This window comes from Streptomyces sp. ISL-12 (assembly GCF_018614415.1).
Taxonomy (GTDB): domain Bacteria; phylum Actinomycetota; class Actinomycetes; order Streptomycetales; family Streptomycetaceae; genus Streptomyces.
Map to the genome: position 1 here is coordinate 1 of NZ_JAGGOO010000130.1, position 17,209 is coordinate 17,209.

The following is a 17,209-nucleotide window of genomic DNA, read 5'->3' on the forward strand; positions in this document are numbered from 1 at the left end:
CTGATCCAAACGACAGGCCCTTACTGATGATCTCGGCGTCATGTCGCCGAACGGTCAGCGAGACTCCCAGCTCAAAGGTCCCGCCGTCACGCGACATCACGCCTGGAATTTCAGTAGGACGCGCCGGACGCCCCCGTGCCGCCCCTGGAGGCGGCGGCACCCGCGTGACCCCACCCCAGGGTCCGCAGAACGGCGGAGACGCGTGTGTAGACCCCCGGGCTGCCCATCTGTCCGCAGCCGCTCCCCCAGGACACCAGCCCGATCAGCTTCCCGTCGGCCACCAGCGGTCCCCCGCTGTCCCCCTGGCACGCATCACGGCCACCGGCCTGATCTCCTGCGCACACCATCGTCCCGGCGCGGTACTCACCCTCCTCACTGCCCGGATACGCTCGCTCGCAGACCGCGTCGGGGAGCACGCGCACACGTGATCCGTGCAGACTCCTCGCGTAGTCCCCGACACCCGAGGTGTCGCCCCAGCCGTAGACCACCGCGGCCGTCCCCGGCTCGTACGCGGCATCGCCCTCGGCCGCCATCGCCAGGGCGGAACCGGCCGGAAGGGCCTTGGAGAGGGTGATCACGGCGAAGTCACCGGCGTTGCTCATCTCGTCGTAGGCCGGGTTCACCCAGACGTCGCGCACCGGGATCTCCTCGCCCCCGTCCCCCAGCAGGTCCGTACGGCCCGCGATGACCTTCAGGCCGCCCAGCCGCGTCGGCGCTGTCCCGAGGCTCTCCTGGCCGAGGCAGTGAGCCGCCGTGAGCACGGTGGTCCGTCCGACGGCCACTCCCCCGCAGAACTGCCCCGCCCTCGTCGCCCCGTACCGGTCACGGCTGGACAGGGCCACCGTCCACGGGCTCTCCGCGGCATCCACCGGAAATCCCCCGACGACGACGCTGTCGGCGACCGCGGGGTGCGCGGTCGCCCACGGTGACACCAGCGGTATGGCGGCCGCCAGGACCAGCGGCCGGACCAACAATCGGATCAGCGATCGGACCGGCGGCCGAGCACAGGGACGACGCATACGGGCTCCTCACTCATGGTGTTCACGAAACACCCAGAGTGATCCACCCGGCGTTGCCTCGCACCCCGCTCGAGCGAGTACTCCGTCCTCCCGGTACGGCGAAGGGCCCGACCCCCGGGAGGGGAGGCGGGCCCTTCGCCGACCGTGTCGCTATGACCTAGTCGAGGTAGTCGCGCAGCACCTGGGAGCGCGAGGGGTGGCGCAGCTTGGACATCGTCTTGGACTCGATCTGACGGATGCGCTCGCGCGTGACGCCGTAGACCTTGCCGATCTCGTCAAGGGTCTTCGGCTGACCGTCGGTGAGACCGAAGCGCATGGAGACGACGCCCGCCTCGCGCTCGGACAGGGTGTCGAGGACGGAGTGCAGCTGCTCCTGCAGGAGCGTGAAGCTGACCGCGTCGGCCGGGACGACCGCCTCGGAGTCCTCGATGAGGTCACCGAACTCGCTGTCACCGTCCTCGCCCAGCGGGGTGTGGAGCGAGATGGGCTCGCGGCCGTACTTCTGGACCTCGATGACCTTCTCCGGGGTCATGTCGAGTTCCTTGGCCAGCTCCTCCGGAGTGGGCTCGCGGCCCAGGTCCTGGAGCATCTGCCGCTGCACACGCGCGAGCTTGTTGATGACCTCGACCATGTGCACCGGGATGCGGATGGTGCGGGCCTGGTCGGCCATGGCGCGGGTGATCGCCTGCCGGATCCACCAGGTGGCGTACGTGGAGAACTTGTAGCCCTTGGTGTAGTCGAACTTCTCCACCGCGCGGATCAGACCGAGGTTGCCCTCCTGGATCAGGTCCAGGAAGAGCATGCCGCGGCCGGTGTAGCGCTTGGCCAGGGAGACCACCAGGCGGAGGTTGGCCTCCAGGAGGTGGTTCTTGGCGCGGCGTCCGTCCTCGGCGATGATCTCCAGCTCGCGCTTGAGCTTCGGCGCCAGCTTGTCGGAGTTGGCCAGCTTGTCCTCGGCGAACAGTCCCGCCTCGATGCGCTTGGCCAGTTCGACCTCCTGCTCGGCGTTGAGCAGGGGGACCTTGCCGATCTGCTTGAGGTAGTCCTTGACCGGGTCGGCCGTGGCCCCGGCCGCGGCGACCTGCTGGGCCGGAGCGTCGTCCTCGTCGTCGTCGGACAGCACGAAGCCGGCGTTCTCGGTGCCCTCGGGCTCCTCGGTGACCTTGGTGTCCTCGAGCACCTCGTCCTCGAGAACCTCGGCGTCGTCCTTCTTGGCCGTGGTCTTCTTGGCCGCCGTCTTCTTCGCGGTGACGGTCTTCTTCGCCGCCGCCTTCTTGGCGGTCGTCTTCTTCGCCGCCGTCTTCTTGGCGGGCGCCTCGTCCTCGGCTGCGGACTCGGTCGCGGCGGGCGCCGGGCTGGCGGCGGTCTTCCTGCTGGTCACCGTCTTGGCCGCGACCGACTTGGTGGCGGTGCGCTTGGCGGGACTCTTCGCTGCGACGCTCTTTCGGGTGCGCTTGGGCTCCGCGGCACTGACCATCAGCGTCACACCCTCTTCCTCGAGGATCTGGTTGAGGCTGCGCAGTACGTTCTTCCACTGAGTGGCCGGAATCTGGTCAGCTTCGAAGGCCCGACGCACGTCATCGCCGGCGATCTGCCCCTCAGCCTTTCCCCGCTCAATGAGCGCCATGACAGAGACGGACTCGGCGATCTCCGGCGGGAGCGTACGGGATGTGCTGGCCGACACGAACAACCTCTCGGAACGTTGGAAACGGCTTTCGGCCCCGTCCTGGCGGACAGGTCCGACCGCCGGCTTGGGGATGGGCCGACGGCGCGGGCGGGGCCGGGAGAAGCACAGCGCCGTGAACGGCGTCCGTATTCCCTCCTCGGCTGTCACCTCTTAGGTCATCGCGTTGTTCCCACGAGCGTTACGCCCAATCCGCGTGGCCCGAGTCACACCCCGTAAGGGGCCAAACTCGGCCAGATGCGGTCAGAAGGAATCAGCAACGGCGCCCGTGCAATCCGACCATGCCAACAGTACGGCGTCACACCGTCGACCCCGCAGAGCCGTCCAGGCGCTGCGGGGTCGACGGCGGCGGCGACCCGGCCGAGCACCGCCACAGGAGGGGGATGGCGGGCCGGCCGAGCCGCTGGGGCGGAGACGCGGTCAGTGCTCGCGCGGGGCGGGCACCACGCGTTCCACCTCGGGGTGGACGGTCAGCAGTTGGCGCATGGCGGTCTCGGCCGCCGCGCCGTCACCGGCGGCGAGGGCGTCGGCGATCCGCGCGTGCTGGGCCAGCGACACGTCGTTCGGCCGGTCACAGCCCGTGACCGGACCGCCCGAGACCTGGAGGGCGGCGGACACGATCCCGGAGAGGTGCTCCAGCATGCGGTTGCCCGCGACCTGAATGAGCAGCATGTGGAATTCCGCGTCGGCACGGGAAAAGGTGAGGGCGTCGCCCTGCGCCATGGCGTGCCCCATGACGCCGACCATGTCGGACAGGCGCTGCTGCACATCCTCCCGGCCGTGCCCGGCGGCCAGGCGCGCAGCCAGCGGCTCGATCGTCCAGCGCAGCTCGCTCAGCTCGCGGCGCTGGTCGTCGCGCTGCGGTCCGAAGGCCCGCCACTCGATGATGTCAGGGTCCAGCAGGTTCCAGTCGCTGACGGGACGCACGCGCGTGCCGACGTTCGGACGGGCGCTGACCAGTCCCTTGGCCTCCAGGACGCGCAGCGACTCCCGGACGACGGTGCGGGACACCTCGAAGCGCTGGCCGATCTCCTCGGGCACCAGTGGGCGGTCGGCGCCCAGGTCGCCGGAAACGATCATCTGACCGAGCTGCTGAACCAGTTGTCCGTGCAGTCCGCGACCGCGGCTGCCCGCGGTACGCCGGCCCACGCGGCCCAGTTCGGGGTCCGCCCCTTCCCAGGCGGGGGCCCCGACGCGGTCGACGCCGGGCGTCTCGGCGTAGGGGTAGCGGTCGAGTTCGCCCGGGCTCTGGAGGCCGGAGTCTGCGGAGCGGGCGGCGGTCATCATGGTGTGCGCAAGGGTACTCACGCATCCTTTGTCGGCGCCGTTCCCAACTCCCTTGAGGTCTTTAGTGAAAAGCACACGAAAGGGTGATCGCTCACCCCTTCGCAATTGACGCCTTATCGGAAATAAATGGACTTTCCCCGGGGAGTTGCGCGCACGCCCCGACCGGACGGTTCCGAGCGGCCGTCACCGGACCCGTCCGCGCAGGGTCATGAGCAGATACGCGCAGAGCAGGGCGGTAAGCGACAACGCCAGGGCGCTGCCCACGGGTTGGACGAGGGCCTGCAGCACCGCCACCACGTAGCGCTCTCCACCGAAGGGCCACTGGCTCAGGAGGATCTCGCGTACCCGCATCGGAAGGTCGGCGGCGGTACGTACGGACTGACCGTTCCAGACCTTCTGTACGAGAGGGACGACGACAACGGGTACGGCGACCACCGCAGCCAGCCCGGCCGTGGTGGACCGGAAGAGGCCCGCGGCCAGCACGCCGGCCCAGGCGCAGCCGATCGTCAGACCGGCCCAACCCGCGCTCAACGCAGCCCAGTCGGCGGGAACCCGCACAAACTCTCGCCCGTAGAACAGGTGGAGCACTTGCGCATCGCAGCCCACCGTGAGGACGGCCAGCAGCAGTGCTGTGGCGGCGGAGACGACGAGTTTGGCGGTCAGCAGTCCCAGCCGGCGGGGCACGGTGCCGCGATCCGCCGCCAGCGCGGGATGGCGGAACTCGTCACCGAACGCCAGCGCCCCCAGCAGCCCGGCCCCGAGCGCCGCCGGCGGCAGGGGCACCTCCCTCGGCCACGCGGCCAGCAGACGTGGCTGCGGGGTGTGCCCGACACGGGCGAGGAGTACGGCGGTGACGGCGGACAGGACGAGTACGACCGCTCCGGTGACGATCCCGGTACCGACGCCGGTGACGCGGCGCAACTCGTACCGCAGCGGGCGGAGCGGGCTGGGCGCGGAACGGACGGAGATGGGGGGCGGGAGGACGGACGAGGCGCCGCCGAGAGGGTCGTTGCCGGGGGTGAGGGAGAGGGCCGGGGAGGGAGCAGGAGCAGGGGTACGGAGAGCTGACGTCGGCGCGGGCTGGAGGGGTGCGGGATCCGGCCGGGCCGACCCGGTCCGGTTTCCCGGCGCGACCGCGGTGGCCGCGGTGCTCGTGGTGCTCGCCGGTGCGGGCCGATTCGTCGCCTGCCGCGCATCCGTCGGCGCCACGGTCGTGGCATCGGGCTGCCCGGGTTCCGGCCCTTTCGCGGCCGTGACGGCCGGGCCCGGCCGGGCGGACGGGTCCGTCTCCTGCTCCGCGCCCGCGGCGTCCGTGCCCCTGGCTGCTGGGGGTCCAGGCTCCGGCCCGTTTCCCGCCGTGACCGTGAGGACCTCCGGGCCGAACCGCTCCTCGGTTCCCGCGCCGGGCCCCATGTCGCCCACCTCGTGGGCCAGTTGGTGGACGAGGATGCCGTGCCGGAACGCGGTCTCACCGACGTCGGCACATGTACTGCCGTACACGGAGAGGCGGTTGCCCCCTTCGCGGACCACCTCGACCGAGCGGTGGGCCGTGCGCGCCTCCTTGGCGAGGAGCGTGGCGAGGCGGGCGGCGTGCGGACTGCGGACGGCGACGCGGGGACGCAGCCGGGTGCGCGAGAAGTCCGCCGCCTGCTGGTCGGCGACGACCTTGCCCCGCTCCAGCGTCACGACGTGGTCGGCGGCCCGGGCGGCCTCCTTGGGGTCGGCCGTGGTGTAGAGCACCGTGCCGCCCTGGACCGCGTACGCGCGCAGGGCGTCGTGCAGCCAGCGGCTCTCCCGTACGGAGAGCCCTTCGGCGGGGCCGTCGAGGACGAGGGTGTGCGGGTCGGCCAACAGGGCACAGGCGAGACCGAGGCGGCGGTCCGTGCCGCGCGAGAGGGTGCCGAGGCGTTCGTCGCGCAGGCTCACGAGTCCGGCCGCTTCCAGCACTTCGTCGGCGCGCCGCACCGGGACACCCGCCGCCGCGCACAGCATTCGCAGGTGTCCGCGGACCGTCCGGGCCGGGTGCCCGGGCACCTCGCCCAGCAGCACGCCGACTTCGCGTGACGGGTGGGCGATCCGGTGCAGGGGGCGGCCTCTGAAGTGCGTGACGCCGCGGCCTCGTTGCAGTTCGAGCATGAGCCTGAGCACCGTGGTCTTACCGGCGCCCGGCTCTCCGAGCAGTGCGGTGACGCGACCCGCACGTGCTTCGAAGGAGACGTCGTCGACGGCTGGCGGTAGCTCTTTGCGTGGGGTGCTGGTCAGTCCGAAGGCCTGGATCACCCGCAGCAAGATAGCGCGGTATGTCCGGTTTTCCGGGCATCGCAAGGCCCACCCGGCACCGGGCCTCCGGCTCCACGGCTGCTCTGCTCCGCGGAGCGTCCGCTCGTTCTTCCCCGGCGGTGCGGGCCCGCGGTCCTCGTGGGGTCCCGGCCGTCACACCTCAGGACGCAGCATGGGTGGGTTGAGCAGGGTCGCGCCGCCGGCCCGGAAGAGCTGGGCCGGGCGGCCGCCTTGGCGGGTGGTCGTACCGCCGGTGGGGACGAGGAACCCCGGGGTGCCCGTGACCTTACGATGGAAATTGCGCGGATCCAGCGCCACTCCCCACACCGCCTCGTAGACGCGGCGTAGCTCGCCCACCGTGAACTCGGGCGGGCAGAACGCCGTGGCCAGGGAGGAGTACTCGATCTTGGAGCGGGCCCGTTCCACCCCGTCGGCCAGGATCTGGGCGTGGTCGAAAGCCAGCGGGGCGACGGGCTCGCCCTCCCGGCCGTAAGCGCTCCGCTCCAGCAATTCCTCGACCGGCGCCCAGCGCGCGTTGCTGGCGTCGCCGCCCGCCCGGGGCGCGGGCAGGTCGGGCGCCAGGGCGAGGTGGGCCACGCTCACCACCCGCATCCGGGGATCACGCTCGGGATCGCCGTACGTCGCCAACTGTTCGAGGTGCGCGCCGTTGTCCTGGGCGGGCGCGGCGGGATCGTGGACGCACAGTCCCGTCTCCTCCGCCAGTTCGCGCGCCGCGGCCTGCGCGAGGTCCTCGTCGGTCCGCACGAAGCCGCCGGGAAGGGCCCAGCGCCCCTGGAACGGCGGCTCGCCCCTGCGCACCGCCAGCGAGCACAGGGAGTGGCGTCGCACGGTCAGCACGACCAGGTCCACTGTGACGGCGAAGGGCGGGAAGGCTGACGGGTCGTAGGGCATGCCGCGATCATAGTCGTCTTCCTGACGATAAACACGCCCTTCGGTGCCTGCACCGGCCGCTGGTCCAGCAGGGTACGGGATGGGGCTCACCATCTGCTCCCGGGTGTCGTTCGATACGGCGTCACGCGAGGTCACACCCCCAGCTGCAGCCCTTCGGCCGCCTCCTCGACCATGGCCAGTCCGAGTCTGCTGACCCGTACGGCGAAGGGTGCGCCCGCGACTCGCAACCCGGTCAGGCCGATCTCCCCCAGGGGCGCGCCGCGCAAGGGGTGCAATGCGACCGTCCCGGCGGGGGCGTCAGGGCGGATGCCGACGAGCGCGGTGAGCAGGAGGACACCTGACGCCGCCGCGGTTGCGGCCGGCCGGCAGGCGGCAGGGTGCGGCAGGGGCACGCTCCCCTCCGTGCGCTGCTCCCCCGCGTACATCTCGGGCAGCCGGTGGCCGAAGGCCCCGGCCGCGGCCAGCACCCCTCTCAGCAGCGAACCCGCCGTCTTCTCGTACCCGGCGGCGGCCAGCCCCGCCACCGCCACCGCCGTCTCGTGAACCCGTACGGCGCCGGCACGGTGACCGAACGGGTTGTACCCCCTCTCCTTCGCACCGAGTCCGCGCAGCCCCCAACCGGAGTCCAGGGCCGGGGTGCCCAGCAGCCGGGCCAACTGGTCGGTCTGCGCCTTGTCCAGCAGGCCCGGGGCGTGGGCGCCCCCGCCCAGCAGCCCGGTGTCGAGGAGGTGCGCGGCGGCCGAACCGAGGTGCGGTACCCGGCGTCCGTCGGAGATCCGGGCCGCGGCGGGCCGGCCACCGCCCGGGTCGTCGATCCAGAAGTCTCGCCGGAACGCGCTCCGCAGCTCCTCCGCCCATTGCCGCAGCCCGGCACCGCCCGGTCTGCCACAGGCGTCGAACAGATCGGCGCCGAGCAGGGCCGCCCGGTGGGCATGGGCCTGGGTCTCGCAGCGGACCGGTCCGCCGGGGTGGGGGTCACGCAGGTAAGGACCGTCTCCAGCGGCGTTCCGCAGCCAGGTCAGGCAGCGTTCGGCCGTCGGCAGCAGTTCTTCCGTCTCCGCTTGGGACAGTCCCCAGCGGCGGGCCTCCGCGAGCAGCACGGGGAAGAGCAGGGTGGCCTCGGTGCCGGTACAGCCCGGTGGCAGATACGGGCCCGCGTCACGTCTCGGCCCGGGGATCATGCCGGAGCCTGGTCCGCGAGCGGCAATCTGGGTGCGGGCGAGGATGCACAGGGTCCCGGCCGCGAGCCGGGTACCGAGGGGCAGTGTCATCCGGGCGGCGGCGAGTGCCTCGGCGGGGGCCAGGCCGCAACGCCATGGCGCCCCGGCCGCCAGGTACAGGTCGTTGTGGTGTGCCGGATCCCGTAGCAGCAGGGCGCGGAGGTCCTCGACGCTCGTGCGGAGGAACGCCGCCACCCCCGGGTCGTCGCCCCTCGCGGCGGCGGGGGCGAACGGGCTGTTCACCACGCGGCCGGGGGCCCTGACCGGTCCGGTGCCGCCCCGCCGTACCCGGAGTTCCAGCGTTCTGCTGCCGCCCGAGGGCAGTTCGAACTCCCAGCGCAGCACGCCCGCGGAGGCCAGCGCGTCGGCGGGCGGCGGGTCTGCTGTGACCGAGGAGGTTCCGTCGCGGCAGGACCAGCGGAGGCCCGAGTCGTGCACGGTGGCGGGCAGGTCCCGTCCTGCGGCGCCCGCCGCGATCGCCCCGAGGTCGGCCAGGTCCGTACCGAGGGACAGTTCGACGGGGAGACGCAAGGTGCGGGGGGACCAGTTGCGCAGGGTGATCCACTCCGTGCCGTCCGCCTGCCGGGTCCGCTCGACCACCACATCCGGGTCCGGCCCCGGGGGCGAGGAGATCCGCACGGTCCCGACGAAGCGGGCACGGTCGGCGGCGGCCCTGTGCGCTTGCACGGGGACCGGTTCGCGGCCCGCCACGAGGAGTCGGCAACGGGAGAGCAGGCGTCGGCCTTCGCGATAGAACCCTTCCAGTCCGCGGCCGGTCAACTGCCCCTGTTCGTCGGAGACGGCCAATCCCGGCAACGCGACGCAGATCATGACGTCGTGAGCCGACGGCAGAACACCGGACCGTCGGCCTCCCGGCGGCGAGGTGCTCCGGTGAGTGGCCGACGCGCTGTGCGCCCGTCCACCCGCATGAGCCGGCGTCCGGCCCCCCGGACGCGCAAGGGCTGGAGGAGTGGCCGGAGCAGGAGCAGGAGCAGGAGCAACGACGGTGGACGCTTTGAGTTTATTCATGGATAAGTCGATATCTTGCCCCCGCTCGTTGCCCGGCTGCCCCAGGGATGCCGCCGGCCACTCGGTGGCGCGTGGTTGCCCCACCGGCCGTACTGGTCCGCCCTGCGGCCCGTGAGACACCGGGGCGCCGCTCGGAACCGGACGGATGCCGTCGGCGGCGTAGGGCGGAGTCGGCTCGTGCATGCGGGAACTTCCTCTGCGCTCGGCAGGACTCGGGCAGGCGCGGTGCCTGGGGCGCGCTCCGGGGGGACGCGCGTGGCGCGGCGGCACGCCCCGTTCCGGCGCTCCGCCACTCAGGTGAACGGAACCGGCCTCCTCCAGGTCACGCCCACGGCCCGACGCCCCGGCGCGCAGACGACTGACGCGGGCACTCACTCTGCTCACCCGTGCGGCCGTCGGCCTGATCGCCGCGCACGGCCCGACGGCGCCGCACCCGGACGCGTGCCGCCCACTGGTGTGCGCGGACGGACGCGGTTCGTAGCCGTCCCTCGGGCTCGATCTCCAGGACGGCGGCGGGAGCCGCCCGCCGAATCCGTGGCGCACGCGCGCGTCGGCCGGCCGGCTGCCGGTTCCGGAGCGGAGGAAGACCTGTCTGCTGGAGCAGCGGAAGGCGCGTCCTCATGTGGGGCCGGCACGCTCTCGTCCTCCTCCTCGGTGACCTCGCCCCCGGCTCGCGTCTCTGCGTCCGATCGGTCTCGGCTGCCCCGTTCGCCGCGCAGACAGGCACGGATCGACTCCGGGTCGAGGCCCTCGTTGCAGGCCTGGTGCAGCAGTCGGGCGAAGAGATAGTCGCAGTCCGCCGCCAGTGCCATGGCCAGCGCCTCTCGCGCCTCCAATTCGTCGCCGGTGGACCACGCGACCCATCCCGCCAAGGTGAGCGGCGCCGCCGCGTACTCTCCGTAGGACCCGGCACAGCGGCGGGCCAGCGCACGCCACAGCCGAAGGGCCCAGCGGGCCTCGTCGCCCTCCATCCACTCCGCCGCTCGGTCGCGGGTCGTCCGGTCCTGGAGGCCGAGGATCAGCCGCGCCGCCTCGTCATGGGTGAGAAGTCCGTCGTCACGGAGGTCCGCCCGGTCCCCACCGGTCACCGGTGGGGCGTCGGCCAGCCGCCTCATGATTCCCTCCGCCAGGTCGAGCGTCTCCTCGGCCACCTCCGCGCGGCTCCCGTCGTCGAGGATGCGGGAGACCAGCGTCATGCTGGCCGCGTCGAGGGCGGTTTCCTGTTCCCGGGCGGCGGAGCCCTCCTGGGGGCGCAGCCTGGCCTGCAACTCGCGCAGCGTGCCCCGCACCTGGATGCCCGCGTACGTGGCGGCGGCGGCCAGCACGGATGTGCCGGGCAGGCCCATCGCGGTCCCCTCGGCCGGACAGCAGGACTGGTCGTCGCAGCAGTACGACCAGAACCGTCCGTCCGAGATGCACAGGGCCTCGACCACGGGTACGTCGAGGGCGCCGCATGCGATGCGCAGCGTCTGTGCCAGCGCCCGCAGCCGGGCCATGACCTGCTGTCCGGTTTCGCCCTCGGCGGGCTCCTGGCAGAGGTAGGCGACCATCTGCTCGGGCCGGTTGCCCCTGCGCTCGCTGCCGGTCACGAGGCCGGTGACCAGTTGCCTGGCCGCGGCCTCCCAGTCGTCCCGGTGCGGAGGGATGCCGAGCCGGGCCCGGCCACCGAATCGGCCCCGCCCGTCCCGTTCGTGCAGGGCTACCAGGACGATGCTGTCCTCGGGGCGGTAGCCGAGGAGGTAGGGCAGCGCGTCGGCCAGTTCGGCCGGGGTTCGCAGGGTGATCGGGTGCTCGTCTTCGTACCCGTACGGGAGCGGGGCGCCCTCCGGCCGCTCACGTCCGCTGATGTCGCCGTTCTCGGAGGATCCGGTCGATCCGCTGTGGTTCGTCATGGCCCGACGATCTCGCGGAATACGAAGCTCCGCTTTGCCCTGTGGATAACTTCGATCAGGAACACGTCAACGTCACCGGAAGAAGCCGTCGAAGAAACCGTCGCGGACCCACCAGGTCCCAGCGGCCGCCCTTCGACCACCGAGGCGGCACCCCGATTGTCAGTGGCTTCCTGTTGTATGGAACGCATGGAGCACACGAGCAACTCGGATCTCCGGGAAGACGCCGACGCGGTCCTCTCCCGTCTCGTCGGGGACCCCTCCGGCGAGGCCCGGCTGCGCGAGGATCAGTGGCGGGCGATCGAGGCGCTGGTCGCCGACGGGCGCCGCGCCCTGGTGGTCCAGCGCACCGGCTGGGGCAAGTCCGCGGTCTATTTCGTCGCGACGGCGCTGCTCCGCGCTCGCGGCAGCGGACCCACCGTGATCGTGTCCCCCTTGCTCGCGCTGATGCGCAACCAGGTCGACGCCGCCGCCCGGGCGGGCATCCGTGCCCGGACGATCAACTCCTCCAACACCGAGGAGTGGGACGTGGTCCAGGACGAGATCGCCGCGGGCGAGGTCGACGTGCTGCTGGTGAGTCCGGAACGGCTGAACAACCCGGACTTCCGTGATCAGGTCCTGCCGAAGCTCGCCGCCGCGACCGGCCTACTCGTGGTGGACGAGGCGCACTGCATCTCCGACTGGGGCCACGACTTCCGGCCGGACTACCGGCGTCTGCGCACCATGCTCGCCGACCTGGCGCCAGGCGTCCCGGTGCTCGCCACCACGGCCACCGCCAACGCGCGCGTGACCGCCGACGTCGCCGAGCAGCTCGGCACGGGTGGCGCCTCGGACGCCCTGGTGCTGCGCGGCCCGCTGGACCGGGAGAGCCTGAGCCTGTCCGTACTGCGGCTGCCGGACGCGCCGGCCCGGATGGCCTGGCTCGCCGACCACCTCGACGAACTGCCGGGGTCGGGGATCGTCTACACGCTCACCGTGGCCGCGGCCGAGGAGGTCACCGCCTTCCTCCGGCAGCGCGGGCACACGGTCGCCTCCTACACCGGCAAGACCGAGAACGCCGACCGGCAGCAGGCGGAGGACGATCTCCTCGCCAACCGGGTCAAGGCGCTGGTCGCCACCTCGGCGCTCGGCATGGGCTTCGACAAGCCAGACCTGGGCTTCGTGGTGCACCTCGGTTCGCCCTCCTCCCCCATCGCCTACTACCAGCAGGTCGGCCGGGCCGGGCGCGGGGTCGAGCACGCGGAGGTGCTCCTCCTCCCCGGCCGGGAGGACGAGGCGATCTGGGAGTACTTCGCTTCGCTGGCCTTCCCCTCCGAGGACCTGGTACGCCGCACGCTCGACGTCCTGGCCCGCGCCGAACGGCCCTTGTCGCTTCCCGCGCTGGAGCCGCTGGTGGAGCTGCGCCGGTCCCGTCTGGAGACCATGCTCAAGGTCCTCGACGTGGACGGCGCGGTCCAGCGGGTCAAGGGCGGCTGGACCGCCACCGGGCGGCCGTGGACGTACGACGCCCAGCGGTACGACTGGGTCGCCCGGCAGCGCAAGGCCGAGCAGCAGGCGATGCGCGACTACGCGTCGACGACGGGCTGTCGCATGGAGTTCCTGCAACGGCAGCTGGACGACGAGGGCGCCAAGCCCTGTGGCCGCTGTGACAACTGCGCGGGGCCGCGTTTCACCACCGAGACGTCCGTCGCCGCGCTCGACGCCGCCCGCGCCGATCTGGGCCGGGCGGGCGTGGAGGTGGAGCCGCGCCGTATGTGGCCGACCGGACTGCCGGCCATCGGGGTCGACCTGAAGGGCCGTATCCCGGCCGGTGAGCAGGCCGCGACGGGCCGGGCGCTGGGGCGGTTGTCCGACATCGGCTGGGGCAACCGGCTGCGGCCCATGCTCACGGCGCAGGCTCCGGACGGGCCGGTGCCCGACGACGTCTCCCGGGCCGTCGTCGGAGTACTGGCGGACTGGGCGAAGGGGCCCGCCGGCTGGGCCCCGGGCGTGCCGGAAGCCCGGTCGCGCCCGGTCGGTGTGGTCACCGTCGCCTCCCGTACCCGGCCCCTGCTGATCCGTTCCCTCGGCGAGCGCATCGCCGAGGTCGGACGGCTGCCGTTGCTGGGCGCCGTCGAGTACACGGCCGACGCCACCCGGGCGACGCGCAGCAACAGCGCGCAGCGCCTCAAGGTCCTCGACGGGGCGCTGACCGTGCCGCCCCACCTCGCCTCCGCCCTCGCCGGGCAGCCGGGCCCCGTACTCCTCATCGACGACTTCACCGAGACCGGCTGGACCCTCGCGGTCGCCGCCCGTCTGCTCCGACGGGCCGGCGCGAATGAGGTGTTGCCGCTGGTCCTGGCCGTACAGGGCTGACCACGCACGACCGCGCGGACTCCCGGGCTTCTGTTTTCGGACGCCGGTTCCGAAGGCCGACCGCGGAGGTTGGCTTCGCAGGCCGGATGCGGTCCGGCTTCGGAGGCTGATCGTGACACCGGTTTACGGCCTCGGCTTCGGACACCCGTGTCCGGAGTCGCGTGCCAGGGCACCCGTTCCAGACGTCCCATGCGTCACCCGGGGAGACCCTGGGTATGGATATAAAACACACATCGCCCTATAACGGTCGACCATTCCGATTGCTCGTTGCCGCAATCCAGTTCGACAGGAAGAATTGGACTCCGCTCCCCGCACGGCTCGTCCGTGATCCGGCAGGGCTTCACTGCGGTGCGCGTCCCCCGAATCCGACCTTGCCCGCGTGCGGGCGCGTAGCCGAAGGGAGGAACGTGACCTTCGGATTCGCTCCGTCCTCGGCGGCGTCGCTGTCGCCGTCCACCACGTCCGCCACCCGTGTACTCGAACCGGCGGAGTGGGCCGCCGCCGGCATCCCGCTGCTGCGCAGCCCCCGGGAGATCGTCAGCGGACTGCACACGCGCCATAGTCCCAGGCCCGACACCACGATCGTGGCCGTGCTCGACCCGGACGAACGCCTGCGCGCCAGCGCCTCGTTCGCCAGTCGTCCGGCTCAGGCCGACGGGTGGATGTTCCGCAATGTCCTGCTCTCCCAGCTCCGCCGGGTCATCCCGCACGACCTGCGCCGCCGCACGCCGGTGCGCACCGCCGTGCTGATGCGCTGCCGTGACGGCGACGCGCGCTGGACGGAGGAGGACGGGGCCTGGATGTGGGGCCTGAGGGACGCCTGCACCTTGCACGGCCTGCGCTGCGGGGCGTACATCACGCTGACCCGTGACGGATGGCAGGTGTTCGGCGAGGGCCGGGGCGGACGCCGCCCCAACTCGGCTTCGGCGCCAGAGCCGTTCGCCACGTCGGAGATACCGCTTCCCCCGCCTCGCACGGGTGGTGCGGCCTCGGAGGTACTGCGCCGCGCGGCTGCGCGCTGACCCCCCGGCACCGCTCCGCACGGCTGCTCACCGACGCCCCCAGGCACGTCCTCGCGCACCGGCGGTGCCCGTTCCGCACTTCCGTCGAAATGCCCGGCCGGCCGCAGACGCCGTAACGGCTTCTCGGCAAGCGGTCCTTGACCACGGAGGCGTACCCCCTGTGCCGACCGGACACCGGACGCCCACCGGGGGGGGGAGAGACGAAAGCCGCCGCCGTGCGGATGCCGCACGGCGGCTCCTTCGTCACTCCGGTGCGGTCCCGGCGCGAGGGAGCCGGCTCAGACCTTCGCGCCCAGCACCGCGTTGATGCGCTGCGGGTCGCCGCAGACGATCAGCAGGGCACCGGCACGCCCGTGGGCCAGCGACAGCGCGGTGGCGGCAGCGGCCTCGGAACCGCCGTTGACCGCCACGACGACCACGGGCCGCGCGGCGGCACGGTCCGCGACGGCCGCGTCGGCGTAGAAGACGTCATCGCCCGCGTCGTGCTGAGCCCAGTAGGAGGCCTCACCGAAGGACAGTTCGTGGGTGGCCCACGGATGTGACTCGCCAGTGGTGAGCACCAGCACGTCGCCGGGGGCACGACCCGAGTCCAGCAGGAGGTCCACGGCCTCTTCGGCGGCGTCGAGGGCGCCTTCGACCGAGGCCGGGATCAGCTGGATCTGCGGGGCGGCCGAACCCGTGGAAGGGGCCGCCGAAGGGGCAGCGGAACCCGACGGAACCGGCTTGGCCGCAGCCGCGTCACGTGACGTGCGCTGCACCGGAGGTGTGGGACGGACCGGGCCGGGACGCCCGGGGCGCGGCGGGGCCGCGGGGCGGGGACCAGGAACGGGGCGGGGGGTCGGCGCGGTGCGGCCGCTGGCCGGAGTGGCGCGGGGACCCTGGGCACTCTCGTGAATCTGAGGCTCCTCGGGAATGAGAGGCATGAGCTGATTTTTATCAAACGTTGGTGCGGCTCGCGCCAGCGGGTGGCACATACGCACGGACGGCGGCGTCAGAAATCGAAACCGAGCTGACCCTCGATCTCCGGAACGCTTCCCTCCGCCAAGCTGCGGGCCTTCTTGAGGTGCCGCCACTGGGGCAGCGCATCAAGATACGCCCACGACAACCGGTGGTACGGGGTGGGGCCCCGCTCCGCCAGTGCGGCCTTGTGCACGGGCGACGGGTACCCGGCGTTGTCCGCAAAACCGAAGTCTGCATGGTCGATACCCAGTTCGGCCATCATTTTGTCGCGCTGGACCTTGGCGATCACCGAGGCCGCCGCGACCGCCACACACGACTGATCACCCTTGATCACCGTGCGTACCCGCCAGGGTGCCCCGAGGTAGTCGTGCTTGCCGTCGAGGATGACCGCGTCGGGACGGACCGGCAGAGCCTCCAGGGCACGGACCGCCGCGAGACGCAGCGCTGCGGTCATCCCCAGGCGATCGATCTCCTCGGGAGAGGCGTGCCCCAAGGCGTACGACGTCACCCAGGTCCGCAACACCTCGGCCAACTCACCCCGTCGCTTGACGGTGAGCAGCTTGGAATCGGTGAGACCCTCCGGGGGTCGGCGCAGGCCGGTGACGGCCGCGCAGACGGTGACGGGACCGGCCCACGCGCCACGCCCCACCTCGTCGACACCGGCAACGATCTTCGCTCCGGTCGTGGCGCGGAGAGAGCGCTCGACGGTGTGGGTGGGTGATTCGTACGGCATGGCGCTCATAGCGTACGCCGCCTCGAACCGCCGCCGACACCCCGGTTCCCTCAGCGGCTCAAGGGCCTCCCCCGCGCACTGTCAGGAACCGAGGGGGCGCAGCAGCGGAACCATCAACTGGTCGATCATCTCCTCGATCTCCGAGTCCGCCCATTCGCAGCCGCACACTTTCGAGCGGTACATCATCATCGCCGGGACAGCGTCGAAGACGTAGCCGTTCGCCGCGTCGGAGCGCACCTCTTTCCGCTCGATTCCCCGACTGATGACCTCCCTCAGCAGCCTCATGGTCGGCTCGATCACCCCTTCCGCGATCACGGCATGGAAGCGTTCCGCCTGCAAGGTGTCGCATTCGTGAATGACCGACCGCAAGGCGAATCCCGACCGGGAGAACATGGCGTCGCGCGCCCTCCGACACAGGGCGAGGAGATCCTCGCGCACACTCCCCAGATCCGGCGCGATGTCGAAACGCGGCAGCCCGGACCGCAACGCGTCCGCGACGAGATCCTCCTTGGACGGCCATCGCCGGTAGACGGCGGCCTTGCCGGTCTGCGCGCCGGCGGCCACCCCCTCCATCGTCAGCCCGTTCCAGCCGACCGTGCCGAGCTGTTCCAGCGCCGCGTCGAGGATCGCGCGTTCGAGCACGACGCCGCGCCGGCGAGAGGCCGCCTGAGCGGAGGCGCCCTCCCAGTGCGAAGTAGTCATTCCAGCTGCCTCCAGAGGCATACGAGCGGGGATCGGGGACGGGGACGGCGCGGGGCGGGGACGGCGCGGGGCGGGGACACGGCGCGTGACCGCGAGGGGCTCACGCCGCGCGACCGC

General features: G+C 72.0%; 12 protein-coding genes. 2 read left to right on the plus strand and 10 right to left on the minus strand.

Features of this window, described 5'->3' with window-relative positions; all coding sequences use genetic code 11:
* Window positions 1–110 precede the first annotated feature (110 nt).
* The 7 genes from J7I94_RS30995 to J7I94_RS31025 form a co-directional block, all read right to left on the minus strand.
* On the minus strand, window positions 111–1,019 hold the full coding sequence (locus J7I94_RS30995; protein ID WP_215172431.1) for a trypsin-like serine protease: 909 nt from the start codon (window positions 1,017–1,019) through the stop codon (window positions 111–113).
* Between the two features lie 157 nt (window positions 1,020–1,176).
* Window positions 1,177–2,703, minus strand: coding sequence for an RNA polymerase sigma factor (locus J7I94_RS31000; protein ID WP_215172433.1), 1,527 nt, complete (start codon window positions 2,701–2,703; stop codon window positions 1,177–1,179).
* Between the two features lie 420 nt (window positions 2,704–3,123).
* Entirely contained in the window at window positions 3,124–4,011 is an 888-nt protein-coding gene (locus J7I94_RS31005; RefSeq protein ID WP_215172435.1) for a FadR/GntR family transcriptional regulator, read from the minus strand.
* A 162-nt stretch (window positions 4,012–4,173) separates the two neighbouring features.
* Window positions 4,174–6,270 carry an ATP-binding cassette domain-containing protein gene (locus tag J7I94_RS31010; protein WP_215172437.1) on the minus strand — a complete coding sequence of 699 codons (2,097 nt, stop codon included), beginning with the start codon at window positions 6,268–6,270 and terminating at the stop codon, window positions 4,174–4,176.
* Between the two features lie 153 nt (window positions 6,271–6,423).
* Window positions 6,424–7,182, minus strand: a complete 759-nt coding sequence (locus J7I94_RS31015; protein WP_215172439.1) for an NUDIX domain-containing protein — start codon at window positions 7,180–7,182, stop codon at window positions 6,424–6,426.
* Window positions 7,183–7,313: 131 nt separating this feature from the next.
* Window positions 7,314–9,233, minus strand: a complete 1,920-nt coding sequence (locus tag J7I94_RS31020) for a glycogen debranching N-terminal domain-containing protein (RefSeq protein WP_251076000.1) — start codon at window positions 9,231–9,233, stop codon at window positions 7,314–7,316.
* A 578-nt stretch (window positions 9,234–9,811) separates the two neighbouring features.
* Complete coding sequence (locus J7I94_RS31025) at window positions 9,812–11,323, minus strand: DUF4192 domain-containing protein (protein WP_215172443.1); 1,512 nt, start codon at window positions 11,321–11,323, stop codon at window positions 9,812–9,814.
* Between the two features lie 186 nt (window positions 11,324–11,509).
* Between J7I94_RS31025 and J7I94_RS31030 the strand changes: the two genes are divergently transcribed.
* Both J7I94_RS31030 and J7I94_RS31035 read left to right on the plus strand, forming a co-directional pair.
* Window positions 11,510–13,675 (plus strand): RecQ family ATP-dependent DNA helicase, encoded by a 2,166-nt coding sequence (locus J7I94_RS31030; RefSeq protein ID WP_215172445.1) that lies wholly within the window; start codon window positions 11,510–11,512, stop codon window positions 13,673–13,675.
* Window positions 13,676–14,082: 407 nt separating this feature from the next.
* A complete protein-coding gene (locus tag J7I94_RS31035) occupies window positions 14,083–14,697 on the plus strand; it encodes a hypothetical protein (RefSeq protein ID WP_215172447.1) in 615 nt (204 codons plus the stop codon).
* Between the two features lie 278 nt (window positions 14,698–14,975).
* On the opposite strand, the gene J7I94_RS31040 is transcribed toward J7I94_RS31035, so the two are convergent.
* The 3 genes from J7I94_RS31040 to J7I94_RS31050 all read right to left on the minus strand — a co-directional run bounded on the left by J7I94_RS31040 (window position 14,976) and on the right by J7I94_RS31050 (window position 17,092).
* The gene (locus J7I94_RS31040) at window positions 14,976–15,620 is read right to left on the minus strand and encodes a hypothetical protein (protein ID WP_215172449.1); all 645 of its coding nucleotides are present in this window, start codon (window positions 15,618–15,620) and stop codon (window positions 14,976–14,978) included.
* Window positions 15,621–15,688: 68 nt separating this feature from the next.
* Window positions 15,689–16,390 (minus strand): ribonuclease HII, encoded by a 702-nt coding sequence (locus J7I94_RS31045; protein WP_215172528.1) that lies wholly within the window; start codon window positions 16,388–16,390, stop codon window positions 15,689–15,691.
* 81 nt (window positions 16,391–16,471) lie between these two features.
* A complete protein-coding gene (locus J7I94_RS31050; protein ID WP_215172451.1) occupies window positions 16,472–17,092 on the minus strand; it encodes a TetR/AcrR family transcriptional regulator in 621 nt (206 codons plus the stop codon).
* Window positions 17,093–17,209 lie beyond the last annotated feature (117 nt).

Bases quoted from the DNA above. Each gene is read 5' to 3' on its own strand.
- J7I94_RS30995 (WP_215172431.1), bottom strand. From the start codon at position 1,019: ATGCGTCGTCCCTGTGCTCGGCCGCCGGTCCGATCGCTGATCCGATTG.
- J7I94_RS31015 (WP_215172439.1), bottom strand. From the start codon at position 7,182: ATGCCCTACGACCCGTCAGCCTTCCCGCCCTTCGCCGTCACAGTGGAC.
- J7I94_RS31020 (WP_251076000.1), bottom strand. From the start codon at position 9,233: ATGATCTGCGTCGCGTTGCCGGGATTGGCCGTCTCCGACGAACAGGGG.
- J7I94_RS31025 (WP_215172443.1), bottom strand. From the start codon at position 11,323: ATGACGAACCACAGCGGATCGACCGGATCCTCCGAGAACGGCGACATC.
- J7I94_RS31030 (WP_215172445.1), top strand. From the start codon at position 11,510: ATGGAGCACACGAGCAACTCGGATCTCCGGGAAGACGCCGACGCGGTC.
- J7I94_RS31040 (WP_215172449.1), bottom strand. From the start codon at position 15,620: ATGCCTCTCATTCCCGAGGAGCCTCAGATTCACGAGAGTGCCCAGGGT.
- J7I94_RS31045 (WP_215172528.1), bottom strand. From the start codon at position 16,390: ATGCCGTACGAATCACCCACCCACACCGTCGAGCGCTCTCTCCGCGCC.
- J7I94_RS31050 (WP_215172451.1), bottom strand. From the start codon at position 17,092: ATGACTACTTCGCACTGGGAGGGCGCCTCCGCTCAGGCGGCCTCTCGC.